The organism is Pseudomonas sp. LBUM1678 (assembly GCF_059695575.1).
This window is the reverse complement of the sequence record NZ_CP166775.1, coordinates 5,634,102-5,646,845: the sequence shown is the minus strand read 5'-3', so window position 1 is coordinate 5,646,845 and position 12,744 is coordinate 5,634,102. Positions and strand designations below refer to the sequence as shown.

The following is a 12,744-nucleotide window of genomic DNA, read 5'->3' as shown; positions in this document are numbered from 1 at the left end:
GATCCGAAAGGATCGCCTTTTTTATTACTGTAGGAGTGAGCCTGCTCGCGATGGCGGTCTCAAGGACACCATCGCAAGCGGTGCTCATGCAGGATCAGTCAATGTACTCAAACAACTTCACAATCTTCTGCACACCAGAAACGCTCTGCACCAGGTTGGTGGCCTGCGCCGCTTCCTGCTTGGTCAGCAGGCCCAGCAAATAGACGATGCCATTCTCGGTGACGACCTTGATGCGCGAGCCCGGGATGTTCGGGTCGGTGAGCATCTGGGTCTTGATCTTGGAGGTCAGCCAGGTGTCGTTCTGGCGAGCAAGGAAGCCGGAGGGTGGCAAAACCTGCAGCTCGTTATGAACCTTCTTTACGCGCTGGACGGCGGAAGCAGCTTGTTCGGCCTTGGCCTTGAGGTCTGCGGTCGGCGTTTGCCCGGCGAGCAGCACGACACCGTTGAAGCTGGTTACGACGATGTGTGAGTCATTGTCCAGGGCAGGATCGGCCTTGGCGACGTTCACGCCGACCTTGGTGTCGATCAGGGAGTCGTCAATCTTGCTGCCGAAGGTGCGCGTACCACGGTCATCTTCAATCGGCGCTTCACGGCTGGCGTTCACCACCGAGGTGCAGCCGCTGATGCCGAGGCACAGGGTCAAGGCCAGAAGGCCTAGGCGATTAGGGGTCATTCTTCACTCCCGAACAGTTGGCTGTCGATCAAATCGCAAAGGCAATGGATCGCCAGCAGGTGGACTTCCTGAATACGTGCGGTGACGTTGGCCGGTACGCGAATCTCGACGTCCTCAGGCAATAGCAACGACGCCATGCCGCCGCCATCGCGACCAGTCAATGCTACGACAATCATTTCGCGATCATGTGCGGCCTGGATCGCTTGAATTATGTTCGCCGAGTTGCCGCTGGTGGAAATCGCCAGCAATACGTCGCCCGGCTGGCCAAGGGCGCGGATCTGTTTGGAAAAGATTTCGTTGTAGCTGTAATCGTTGGCGATCGAGGTGATCGTCGAGCTGTCAGTCGTCAGCGCAATGGCTGGCAGGCTCGGGCGTTCGCGCTCGAAGCGGTTAAGCAGCTCGGACGAAAAGTGCTGGGCGTCACCGGCGGAGCCGCCGTTGCCGCAAGAAAGCATTTTGCCCTCGTTGAGCAAGGCGTTGACCATCACCTGGCTGGCTTGCTCGATGTGCGGTGCAAGTACGTCCATCGCCATTTGCTTGGTGTCGATACTGGCCTGAAAAAGCTGGCGAATTCGGGATTGCATGTCCATCTGTGTGACCTTAATTAGCGCGGCTACTCGGCACATGAATGTGCAGCCCGCAAAGCAAAGAGCAAAAGTGTTGGGTAAAGGTGTCCGCTTCGGGGCGCACGCGATCAGCTGTCAAAGGCATTCTGCAACCAGTTCAACTGATCGAGGTTGCTGTCGATGGCAACCACGTCGAAGCGGCAGGGGGAATTGGCCCAACGCGACTCGCGCTGAAGAAAATACTGCGCGGCGAAAATCAGTTTCTGCCGTTTGCGCCCATCGATGCTGTCGAGCGCTCCACCCCATTGGGTGTTTTTTCTGTAGCGGACTTCAACGAATACTACTGTATCGCCATCAAGCATGACCAGATCAAGCTCGCCGCGTTTACACAACCAGTTCTGCGCCAGCAGGCGCAGACCTTGTTGTTGAAGATGCTCGAGCGCATGGCGCTCGGCATCCTTACCGCTTTGCTGGCGTGACCTGTCAGGCATCAGCGCGGGGTATCCGGCAGGCGTTGAACCTGACCGTTGGTGAACTGTGCCCACGGCAACTGGCGCACCACGCGCTGGTTCTGAGTCATGCCCAGGCTGCCTGACTGGCCTTCAATGCGGCTGTCCGGCAGCGCCTTGAGTTGCCCCAGGCGCGGCGCCAGGCGATACGCATCCACGCCCATTGCGTACAGGCGGCCCAGGCTGCCGGCGGCTTGTGGCCATTGCGCGGTGACCTGCTTGCGCAGCGGATCATTGGCGTCCAGCAACCATGGGGTCTCGCAGAAGCGGATGCCGTTCATGTCGTTGTACTGATTCACGTCGCCACTGGCACTGAAGACGTGGGACGTGGCGTAAACCGGCACATCGCCCGCGTACTGGAAGTTCAGGGTCGGTTTGATCTGCTGGGCCTGTTGCGGAGTCGCGGCCAGGAAGATGAACTCGATGTCCTGGCGACGCGAGGGCTGGGCCGCTACCTGCGAGCCAACGGTGCTTTGCAGGCTCTTGGCGCGACCTTCGCTCTGGCGCAGCTGGAACATGTCGGCAATCTGCTGGGCCAGTTGAACCGGTTGGTCAACGCGTTCGGTCGCGACGATGGTGCCGCCGTTGGCTTGCCAGTCCTGGCTGAACGCTCGCATCACGCGATCGCCCCATTCGCCTTTCGGCACCATGATGGCAGCGCGATGCAGGCCGTCGGCGCGAGCACGACGAGACACTTCACGCGCTTCGTCTTCTGCGGCCAGACCAAACTGGAACAACTGAGCCGGACCTTGTTCGCCTTCGCTGTAGTTCAGCGCCAGGGTAGTGATCGGCAGTTGCGGGCGAGCACTCAGCTGTTTGACCAACGGTTTTTCCAGCGGACCGATCACCAGTTGCACGCCATCGGCCTGGGCCTTGCGGTAGAACTCGTCCATCGAGGTCAGTTTCGAGCTGTCGTAGAACTCGATGGCTGGCGGCTTCTGCCCGGCTTGTTGAGCCTGGTAGTGAGCGGCCATGAAGCCTTCACGAAGTGCTTTGCCGACCGAGGCCAGCGGGCCGTCTTGCGGCAGCAGCAGGGCGATCTTGCCCAGTGGCTGGCTGGCCAGTTCCTTGAGCTTGGTCAGTGGCAGCGGCAGCTCAATGGCAGCCGGGTGTTTAGGGTTCTGGGCGCGCCAGGCGTCGATGGCGGCCTGCTGCTGTTCCAGGGTGCCGGCGGTTTTCACGGCCAGCGCCAGAGCCATCCAGCCGCCGAGGTCGTCGGTGGTGGTTGGCTGCAACTGGTCGGTTGGCAGGGAGGCGATCAAGGTCCAGATCGCTTCGTGGTTTTTGCTCGCCGCTTCACCTTCAAGCATTGGCGCGATGAAAATGCGCTCCCGTGCGGCGGCCAGCGTCTGCCCGTCGGCTTCAAGGGCGCGAGCATGGACAGTGCCGGTGCGAACCTGTTGCTCGACCGGCAACTCGCTCAGGCGTTGCAGGCTTGGATGGCTCAAGGCAGTCAGTGCCGCCTTGGGCTGGTTGCGCACCATGGCCAGTTCAGCCGCCAGGGTGCTGGCGAAGACTTGTTGGCCGGGCTTGAGTTGTTCCACCGGAACCTGTTGCAGGATTTGCGCGGACTGGCCGGCGTTACCCTGACGGTAGGCCAGGTCTGCCGCACTCAGGCGCAACAGCGCGGCTTTTTCCGGATCCTTGCTTTGAGCGGCCTGTTCGAGCAGCTGCTCGATACTGGCGTCCGGGGTCCGTGGAAGTTCGCCAAGGCTGGAAGAGGGCGAGCTGGCGCAAGCCGCCAACAAGGCAGCGAGGCAGAGGGCAGTGAACAGCCGCAGGCAAGCGATCATGTAATGTTCCTGATACTCGATCAAATTAGCGTGGAATTGTACCCAAGCGCTGGCCGGGGCGCGATGTTACTGGCATGAATCGATCAATTTAGCTCGTGCAAATGTTGCAGCGCTGCACAGACGCCTGAAAAACCCGAGGAGGGCGGGGCGATCGCAAGCACCGCTACGCGCTACAATGTCGCCTTTTACCGATCATGAGGTGTGCGCTTTGACTGCTCCAGGTGCTTTGAATTCCGCTGCTGGCTCGCTTTTTGTGGTGGCGACGCCCATCGGCAACCTGGACGACATCAGTGCGCGTGCGCTGAAGATCCTGCGCGATGTCGCGTTGATCGCCGCCGAAGACACTCGTCACTCCCAGCGCTTGATGCAGCATTTCGGCATTCCCACGCCGCTGGCAGCCTGCCATGAACATAACGAGCGAGATGAAGGCAGTCGCTTTATCACGCGTTTGTTGGCGGGTGACGACGTGGCGCTGATCTCCGATGCCGGCACGCCGCTGATTTCCGATCCGGGTTATCACCTGGTCCGTCAGGCCCGTGCCGCCGGGATTAATGTAGTGCCGGTTCCGGGGGCTTGCGCATTGATCGCGGCATTGTCCGCAGCGGGGTTGCCGTCGGACCGCTTCATATTCGAAGGCTTCCTGCCGGCCAAGGCCGTAGGCCGACGCGCTCGCCTGGAGCTGGTCAAGGAAGAGCCGCGAACGCTGATTTTCTATGAAGCGCCACATCGCATCCTTGAGTGCCTGCAAGACATGGAGCTGGTGTTCGGCCCCGAGCGTCCGGCATTGCTGGCCCGTGAAATCACCAAAACTTTCGAAACCCTCAAAGGTTTGCCGCTGGCCGAGTTGCGTGAGTTCGTCGAGTCGGACAGCAATCAGCAGCGCGGCGAGTGCGTGGTGCTGGTGGCAGGCTGGTCGGCACCCGAGACCGAGGACGCGGTCAGCAGCGAAGCCATGCGCATCCTCAATTTGTTGCTCGAAGAGATGCCACTCAAGCGTGCGGCGGCATTGGCGGCGCAAATTACCGGTGAGCGCAAGAATGTGCTCTATCAGGTGGCGCTGGATAAACAGAAGGGCGAGTAAAAAACCGACGCACCGTAGTGGCTTAGGGCGTTTAGCGCTTGTTCTTCGGCCGCTCTGCCGTTAATCTTCGCGGCGGAGAGTCGATTGGACAGTCGCTGCCCTCTATGAAAATTAGGGGGGGGAGGAAAGTCCGGGCTCCATAGGGCGAAGTGCCAGGTAATGCCTGGGAGGCGTGAGCCTACGGAAAGTGCCACAGAAAATAACCGCCTAAGCGCTTCGGCGCCGGTAAGGGTGAAAAGGTGCGGTAAGAGCGCACCGCACGTCTGGCAACAGTTCGTGGCTAGGTAAACCCCACTTGGAGCAAGACCAAATAGGGTCCCAAGGCGTGGCCCGCGCTGGGACCGGGTAGGTTGCTAAAGATGTCCAGTGATGGCCATCGTAGACGAATGACTGTTCAAGACAGAACCCGGCTTACAGATCGACTCTCCACCTTTTTTTTCCTCCCTGCTTTAATCATTGAGCAGGGCGCTGGTAGTAGCATTTTCCCTCCTTCCAGAATCGTTGCCAGAACACTTTCGTAATACCGAAAAAATCTTACTCTTAACAAATTACTTTAACTTTCGAACGCAGCCCTCTGTGCTGATTCAAGTTATTGGACAAATACATCTGCCAGATTGTCGTTACCCCTCCGTTTACCCTTCTAAATCTCAGTTCTGTAAGGCTTTTCCTTTAATCCGCGCCTTGACGGTGCGGTGGCCGCATTCCTATAGTGTGCGCAAGTGGCGGAAAGTGGCATGAAGTGGGTTTTTTGAGCGTAAAACGCTAATATTTGGAGAAACGCTGACGTGTTTCGCGGAGCTAACGCTATCAGTCTCGATGCAAAGGGCCGTCTCGCCATGCCGAGCCGGTACCGTGACGAGCTCGTTTCGCGTAGTTCCGGTCAGTTGATCGTCACAATTGATGCCGTTGATCCGTGTTTGTGTGTTTACCCCCTCGATGAGTGGGAAATTATCGAAACCAAACTGCGCGCACTGCCTTCGCTTCGCGAAGAGAACCGCCGCCTGCAACGTTTACTGATTGGTAATGCCGTCGACCTCGAGCTCGATGGCAGTGGTCGTTTTCTGGTTCCACCGCGTCTTCGTGAATATGCCAAGTTGGATAAGCGCGCGATGTTGGTAGGCCAACTGAACAAGTTCCAATTGTGGGACGAGGATGCCTGGGATGCGGTTTCTGCCGCTGACCTGGCTGCTATTCAACAACCGGGCGCCATGCCTGATGAACTGCGTGATTTGATCCTGTGACTATTGATAGCGGCTTTAACCACATCACCGTACTGCTTGACGAAGCCGTGGAGGCTCTCGCCGTACGTCCTGATGGCTGCTATCTGGACGGCACGTTCGGGCGCGGCGGGCACAGTCGGTTGATCTTGAGCCAGCTCGGTCCCGATGGTCGGGTCCTCGGATTCGACAAAGATCCTCAAGCGATTGCCACCGGGCAAACGCTAGCGGCCGAAGACGGCCGCTTTGTCGTTGTGCAACGCAGCTTTGCCGAGCTCGGCTCGGAAGTGGCCGACCGCGGTCTGCACGGCAAGGTCAGCGGCGTTTTGCTCGACCTTGGCGTGTCTTCGCCGCAACTCGACGACCCTGAGCGCGGCTTCAGTTTCCTCAATGATGGCCCGCTGGACATGCGCATGGACCCGTCCCGCGGGATCAGCGCTGCCGAATTCGTCAACACCGCACCGGCGGAAGAAATTGCCCGGGTGTTCAAGGAGTACGGCGAAGAACGTTTCTCCGGTCGCATGGCGCGTGCCGTGGCCGAGCGCCGCGACATCAAGCCGTTCGAGCGCACCGCCGATCTGGCTGAAGTCCTGAAAGTCGCCAACCCGGCGTGGGAAAAGGGCAAGAACCCTGCCACCCGTGCGTTCCAGGGCCTGCGCATTCACGTCAACAACGAACTGGGCGATCTGGAAGCCGGCCTCGAAGCCGCGCTGGACTGCCTGGAAGTGGGCGGCCGCCTGGTCGTCATCAGCTTCCACTCGCTGGAAGACCGCATCGTCAAACTGTTCATGCGCAAACTGGTGAAAGGCGAAGCCGACAACCTGCCGCGCAACCTGCCGGTCCGTCACGTCGCTTTCGAGCCGATCATTAAAATCCATGGCAAAGCGCAGTCCGCCTCCGAGGCCGAACTCAAAGCCAACCCACGTTCCCGCAGCGCCGTCATGCGCGTCGCGGAGAAGCTGCGGTGAGCAAGCTTTTCGCCAAGCCACTGCCCGGCGGCAGCTTTTTCATGCTGCTGCTGTTTGTCGCCGTGCTCGTTTCGGCTATTGGTGTGTCATACAGCGCTCACTGGAACCGTCAGTTGCTGAACTCGCTGTACGCCGAGTTGAGCGTGCGCGACAAGGCGCAGGCGGAATGGGGCCGGTTGATTCTCGAGCAGAGCACCTGGACCGCGCACAGCCGTATCGAAGTCCTGGCCACCGAGCAACTGAAGATGCGCATTCCCGGCGCCGCTGAAGTGCAGATGGTGGCGCCATGATGAAACTCGAAGGCGCACTGTTCCCATGGCGTTTCCGCCTGGTGCTGGGTTTGCTCGGCGTCATGGTTGTAGCTATTTGCTGGCGTATCATCGACCTGCAAGTCGTCGACCGTGCCTTCCTTAAAGGTCAAGGCGATGCGCGCAGCGTTCGCCACATTCCGATTCCGGCTCACCGTGGTCTGATTACCGACCGTAACGGCGAGCCTTTGGCCGTGAGTACCCCGGTCACCACGTTGTGGGCGAACGCCAAGGAAATGCAGCTGGCCAAAGAGAAATGGCCAGCACTGGCCGCCGCTCTGGGCCAGGATCCTAAAGCCCTGGCCGAACGTCTCGAAGCTCAGGCCAACAAAGAGTTCATCTACCTGGTGCGCGGGCTCACCCCCGAGCAGGGCCAGTCTGTGCTCGACCTGAAAGTGCCGGGTGTTTACGGCATCGAAGAATTCCGGCGTTTCTACCCGGCCGGTGAAGTCACCGCGCACATGGTCGGCTTTACCGACATCGATGACCACGGTCGTGAAGGGGTCGAACTGGCCTACGACGAATGGCTGGCCGGGGTCGCCGGCAAGCGACAGGTCATCAAGGATCGGCGTGGCCGACTTATCAAGGATGTCCAGGTCACCAAAAACGCCAAGGCCGGCAAGCCCTTGGCGTTGTCCATTGACCTGCGTCTGCAATACCTGGCCAACCGCGAGCTGCGGAACGCGATCATCGAGAACGGCGCCAAGGCCGGCAGCCTGGTGATCATGGACGTGAAGACCGGTGAGATCCTCGCCATGGTCAACCAGCCGACCTACAACCCGAACAACCGTCGCAACCTGCAACCGGCGATGATGCGCAACCGCGCAATGATCGACGTGTTCGAGCCGGGTTCGACCATGAAAGCCATTTCCATGAGCGCCGCGATCGAAACCGGGCGTTGGAAGCCGACTGATACCGTTGAGGTTTATCCGGGCACCTTGCAGATTGGTAAATACACCATCAAGGACGTCTCCAAGAGCGAAGGTCCGGTACTCGACCTGACTGGCATTCTGATCAATTCCAGTAACGTCGGCATGAGTAAGGTCGCGTTCGATATCGGCGGCGAAACGATTTTCCGTCTGGCGCAGAAAGTCGGCCTCGGCCAGGACACCGGTCTTGGCTTCCCGGGCGAGCGCGTTGGCAACCTGCCGAACTACCGCGAATGGCGCAAGGCTGAAACCGCCACGCTGTCCTACGGCTACGGTATTTCCGTCACCGCGATCCAGTTGGTCCACGCCTTCTCGGCCCTGGCCAACAACGGTCGCCTCGCGCCGCTGACCCTGATCAAAACCGACAAGGCGCCGCAAACCACACAGGTATTGCCGGAAGCTGTCGCGAAAACCATGCAAACCATGCTGCAACAAGTGATCGAAGCCCCGCGCGGTGTATTCCGTGCGCAAGTGCCGGCGTATCACGTTGGCGGCAAATCGGGTACCGCGCGTAAAACGTCGGTCGGCACCAAAGGCTACGCCGAGAACTCCTACCGCTCGCTGTTCGCCGGCTTCGGCCCGATGAGCGATCCGCGCTACGCCATCGTGGTGGTGATCGATGAACCGACCAAGGCCGGTTACTTCGGTGGTCTGGTATCGGCACCGGTGTTCAGCAAAGTGATGTCCGGGACGCTGCGCCTGATGAACATCACGCCGGACAACCTGCCGCCGACTCAAACCGCTAACGCCACACCGGTCGTTCCGCTGAAAGCCAATGGAGGGCGCGGCTAATGTCTCTGAGCCTGAACAAGATTTTTGCCCACGCCGGCCGCGATCTGTTGATCCGCGAACTGACCCTGGACAGCCGCAACGTGCGGGCTGGCGATCTGTTCCTCGCCGTCCCTGGCGGCAAGTACGACGGTCGCGCGCACATCGCCGATGCCTTGCAACGCGGCGCTGCCGCCGTGGCTTATGAGGTTGAAGGCGCTACCGTATTGCCGATCACTGATGCGCCGCTGATTCCGGTCAAAGGCCTGGCGGCGCAGCTGTCGGACATCGCCGGTCGCTTTTATGGCGACCCGAGCCGGCACCTGAACCTGGTCGGCGTCACCGGCACCAATGGCAAAACCAGCGTCACGCAGTTGGTTGCGCAGGCCCTGGACTTGCTCGGCCAACATTGCGGCATCGTCGGGACCCTGGGCACCGGTTTCTACGGCGCGCTGGAAAGCGGCCTGCACACCACGCCGAACCCGATCGCCGTGCAAGCGACGTTGGCCGACCTGAAAAAGGCCGGTGCCAAAGCCGTGGCCATGGAGGTGTCATCCCACGGTCTGGATCAAGGCCGCGTAACGGCGCTGGCGTTTGATGTGGCGGTGATGACCAACCTGTCGCGCGATCACCTGGATTACCACGGCACCATGCAAGCCTACGGCGAAGCCAAGGCCAAGCTGTTTGCCTGGAACGATTTGAAGTGCCGGGTGATCAATCTCGACGACGAGTTCGGCCGCCAACTGGCTGCGGACAAGCGTGAGTCGCGCCTGATCACCTACAGCCTTGAAGACTCGAGCGCCTACCTCTATTGCCGTGAAGCGCAGTTCACCGACGAAGGCGTGCGCGCGACGTTGGTCACGCCCCAGGGCGAGCACCATTTGCGCAGCACCTTGCTCGGTCGTTTCAACCTGAGCAACGTGCTGGCCGCTGTCGGCGCCTTGCTTGGCCTGGACTACGCGCTGGACGAAATCCTCAAGGTCCTGCCGAGACTCGAAGGCCCGGCCGGTCGCATGCAGCGTCTTGGCGGCGGCACCCAGCCATTGGTGGTGGTCGATTACGCCCACACCCCGGATGCGCTGGAAAAAGTATTGATGGCCCTGCGTCCACACGCCAAAGGCCGTTTGTTGTGCCTGTTCGGCTGCGGCGGCGATCGTGATCGCGGCAAGCGTCCGCTGATGGCTGAAGTGGTCGAGCGTCTGGCCGACGGCGTGCTGGTGACCGATGACAATCCGCGTACCGAAGACCCGGCAGTTATTTTCGATGACATCCGCGCCGGCTTCACCGCTGTGGATAAAGTTACTTTCGTCGCTGGCCGTGGTCAGGCGATTGCCCAACTGATCGCCAGTGCTTCGGCGGATGACGTGATTGTCCTGGCCGGCAAAGGTCACGAGGACTATCAGGAAATCAACGGCGAGCGTCACGACTTCTCCGATCTGGTCGAGGCCGATCACGCCTTGACCGCGTGGGAGGTGGCTCATGCTTAAAGCCTTGAAACTGAGCGAGCTGACCGTCGCACTGAATGCACAATTGATCGCGGCCGATGCCACGTTCGATGGCGTCAGCATCGACAGCCGCGCGATCAAAGCGGGTCAACTGTTTATTGCCCTGACCGGCCCGCGCTTCGATGGTCATGATTATTTGAACGACGTGGCCAGTAAAGGCGCCGTCGGTGCGTTGGTCGAGCGTGAAGTCGCCGACAGCGCGCTGCCGCAATTGCTGGTCAAAGATACCCGCGAGGCGTTGGGCCAGCTGGGCGCGATGAACCGTGCAGCATTTACTAACCCTGTTGCGGCGATCACCGGTTCCAGCGGTAAAACCACGGTCAAGGAAATGCTCGCGAGCATCCTGCGCACCCGCGGTCCGGTACTGGCGACCCGTGGCAACCTGAACAACGACCTCGGCGTGCCGCTGACCCTGCTCGAACTCGCGCCGGAACACACCGCCGCCGTGATCGAACTCGGTGCTTCGCGTCTGGGCGAAATTGCCTACACCGTCGGCATGACCAAGCCGCATGTGGCCGTGCTCAACAACGCAGGGACCGCCCACGTCGGCGAGTTCGGCGGGCCGGAAAAAATCGTTGAAGCCAAGGGCGAGATCATTGAAGGGCTGGATGCCGATGGCGTCGCCGTTCTGAATCTTGACGACAAGGCGTTCGACATCTGGAAGACCCGCGCTGCCGGTCGCAAAGTCCTGACCTTCGCCTTGAACAATGTCAGCGCCGACTTCTACGCCAGCGATCTGGATCGCGATGCGCGCGGTTGCCCGGCCTTCAACCTGCACAGTCCTGAAGGTGTGGAACGGGTTCAACTGAACCTGCTCGGCACCCATAACGTGGCCAATGCCATGGCCGCCGCTGCTGCTGCCCATGCCTTGGGCGTGTCGTTGTTCGGCATCGCTACCGGTCTCGGCGCGGTGCAGCCGGTCAAGGGTCGTACCGTCGCGCAACTGGCCAGCAATGGCATGCGCGTGATCGATGACACGTACAACGCGAACCCCACCTCGATGTGCGCCGCCGTTGATATACTCGCCGGCTTTTCCGGCCGCACCGTTCTGGTGCTCGGAGATATCGGCGAACTGGGCGATTGGGCGGAGCAGGGCCACCGCGATGTGGGCGAGTACGCCCGCGGCAAGGTTTGCGCGCTTTACGCCGTCGGGCCACTGATGGCTCACGCCGTGAACGCTTTCGGTCCCCAGGCCTTTCACTTCAGCACTCAGGCTGAGCTGATCAAGGCCCTGGGCGCCGAGCAAGACACAAACACCACCATTTTGATCAAGGGCTCGCGCAGCGCTGCGATGGAAAACATCGTCGCCGCTTTGTGCGGGTCCAGCCTGGAGAAACATTAATGCTGCTGCTGCTAGCGGAGTATCTGCAACAGTTCTACAAAGGCTTCGCGGTCTTTCAGTACCTGACCCTGCGCGGGATCCTCGGTGTGCTGACCGCGCTGGTTTTGTCGCTATGCTTTGGCCCGTGGATGATCCGCACTTTGCAGAACCGTCAGATAGGTCAATCCGTTCGCAACGACGGTCCACAATCGCACCTGTCCAAGTCGGGCACCCCGACCATGGGCGGCGCACTGATTCTGTCGTCCATCGGTGTCAGCACCTTGCTTTGGGCTGACCTGAGTAACCGTTATGTCTGGACCGTGTTGCTGGTGACGTTGCTGTTCGGCGCTATCGGCTGGGTCGACGACTATCGCAAAGTGATCGAGAAAAACTCCAAAGGCCTTCCGAGCCGCTGGAAGTATTTCTGGCAGTCGGTGTTTGGCCTCGGCGCGGCGATCTTCCTTTATATGACCGCCGCCACCCCGGTGGAAACCACCCTGATCCTGCCGATGCTCAAGGACTACAGCATTCCAATGGGCATAGGCTTCGTGGTCCTGACCTATTTCGTGATTGTCGGCTCGAGCAACGCGGTCAACCTGACCGATGGCCTCGACGGACTGGCGATCATGCCGACGGTCATGGTCGGCGGCGGGCTGGGGATCTTCTGCTACCTGTCCGGTAACGTGAAATTCGCTGAATACCTGCTGATCCCTTACGTACCGGGCGCCGGTGAGTTGATCGTGTTCTGCGGTGCCTTGATCGGCGCGGGCCTTGGCTTTCTCTGGTTCAACACCTATCCGGCACAAGTCTTCATGGGCGACGTCGGCGCACTGGCGCTGGGCGCGGCTCTTGGCACCATCGCGGTGATCGTCCGTCAGGAAATCGTCCTGTTCATCATGGGCGGCGTGTTCGTGATGGAGACCCTGTCCGTCGTTATCCAGGTTGCTTCTTTCAAACTGACCGGTCGCCGTGTGTTTCGCATGGCACCGATTCACCACCACTTTGAACTCAAGGGCTGGCCCGAGCCGCGCGTGATCGTCCGTTTCTGGATCATCACCGTGATTCTCGTATTGGTCGGCCTTGCCACCCTGAAGCTGAGGTAGAAC

The 12,744-nt window shown here is 60.2% G+C and carries 12 protein-coding genes and 1 other RNA gene; 9 read left to right on the top strand and 4 right to left on the bottom strand.

Annotation, left to right across the window (positions count from 1 at the left end):
- Positions 1-94 precede the first annotated feature (94 nt).
- The 4 genes from ACA070_RS25620 to ACA070_RS25605 all read right to left on the bottom strand — a co-directional run bounded on the left by ACA070_RS25620 (position 95) and on the right by ACA070_RS25605 (position 3,541).
- Entirely contained in the window at positions 95-673 is a 579-nt protein-coding gene (locus ACA070_RS25620) for a BON domain-containing protein (protein ID WP_131059442.1), read from the bottom strand.
- Entirely contained in the window at positions 670-1,263 is a 594-nt protein-coding gene (locus tag ACA070_RS25615; RefSeq protein ID WP_008025961.1) for a phosphoheptose isomerase, read from the bottom strand. The genes ACA070_RS25620 and ACA070_RS25615 overlap by 4 nt, the downstream gene beginning before the upstream one ends.
- Positions 1,264-1,367: 104 nt before the next feature.
- On the bottom strand, positions 1,368-1,730 hold the full coding sequence (locus tag ACA070_RS25610) for a YraN family protein (RefSeq protein ID WP_007904371.1): 363 nt from the start codon (positions 1,728-1,730) through the stop codon (positions 1,368-1,370).
- On the bottom strand, positions 1,730-3,541 hold the full coding sequence (locus ACA070_RS25605) for a penicillin-binding protein activator (RefSeq protein ID WP_497448840.1): 1,812 nt from the start codon (positions 3,539-3,541) through the stop codon (positions 1,730-1,732). The genes ACA070_RS25610 and ACA070_RS25605 overlap by 1 nt, the downstream gene beginning before the upstream one ends.
- A gap of 175 nt (positions 3,542-3,716) precedes the next feature.
- Between ACA070_RS25605 and rsmI the strand changes: the two genes are divergently transcribed.
- From rsmI to mraY, 9 genes are all read left to right on the top strand, one after another.
- Positions 3,717-4,622 (top strand): 16S rRNA (cytidine(1402)-2'-O)-methyltransferase, encoded by a 906-nt coding sequence (gene rsmI / locus ACA070_RS25600; protein WP_497448839.1) that lies wholly within the window; start codon positions 3,717-3,719, stop codon positions 4,620-4,622.
- 76 nt (positions 4,623-4,698) lie between these two features.
- Positions 4,699-5,052, top strand: an RNA gene (gene rnpB / locus ACA070_RS25595) — RNase P RNA component class A.
- A 355-nt stretch (positions 5,053-5,407) separates the two neighbouring features.
- Positions 5,408-5,863, top strand: a complete 456-nt coding sequence (mraZ, locus tag ACA070_RS25590) for a division/cell wall cluster transcriptional repressor MraZ (RefSeq protein ID WP_008147486.1) — start codon at positions 5,408-5,410, stop codon at positions 5,861-5,863.
- Positions 5,860-6,807, top strand: coding sequence for a 16S rRNA (cytosine(1402)-N(4))-methyltransferase RsmH (gene rsmH / locus ACA070_RS25585; protein ID WP_497448838.1), 948 nt, complete (start codon positions 5,860-5,862; stop codon positions 6,805-6,807). Before mraZ ends, rsmH begins: the two co-directional genes overlap by 4 nt.
- Complete coding sequence (gene ftsL, locus ACA070_RS25580) at positions 6,804-7,097, top strand: cell division protein FtsL (RefSeq protein WP_497448837.1); 294 nt, start codon at positions 6,804-6,806, stop codon at positions 7,095-7,097. The genes rsmH and ftsL overlap by 4 nt, the downstream gene beginning before the upstream one ends.
- Positions 7,097-8,836 carry a peptidoglycan D,D-transpeptidase FtsI family protein gene (locus ACA070_RS25575; protein WP_497452022.1) on the top strand — a complete coding sequence of 580 codons (1,740 nt, stop codon included), beginning with the start codon at positions 7,097-7,099 and terminating at the stop codon, positions 8,834-8,836. The genes ftsL and ACA070_RS25575 overlap by 1 nt, the downstream gene beginning before the upstream one ends.
- Positions 8,836-10,299, top strand: coding sequence for a UDP-N-acetylmuramoyl-L-alanyl-D-glutamate--2,6-diaminopimelate ligase (locus tag ACA070_RS25570; RefSeq protein WP_497448836.1), 1,464 nt, complete (start codon positions 8,836-8,838; stop codon positions 10,297-10,299). The genes ACA070_RS25575 and ACA070_RS25570 overlap by 1 nt, the downstream gene beginning before the upstream one ends.
- Complete coding sequence (locus ACA070_RS25565; RefSeq protein WP_497448835.1) at positions 10,292-11,659, top strand: UDP-N-acetylmuramoyl-tripeptide--D-alanyl-D-alanine ligase; 1,368 nt, start codon at positions 10,292-10,294, stop codon at positions 11,657-11,659. The genes ACA070_RS25570 and ACA070_RS25565 overlap by 8 nt, the downstream gene beginning before the upstream one ends.
- The gene (gene mraY / locus ACA070_RS25560; protein WP_497448834.1) at positions 11,659-12,741 is read left to right on the top strand and encodes a phospho-N-acetylmuramoyl-pentapeptide-transferase; all 1,083 of its coding nucleotides are present in this window, start codon (positions 11,659-11,661) and stop codon (positions 12,739-12,741) included. Before ACA070_RS25565 ends, mraY begins: the two co-directional genes overlap by 1 nt.
- The last annotated feature ends 3 nt before the right edge of the window (positions 12,742-12,744 follow it).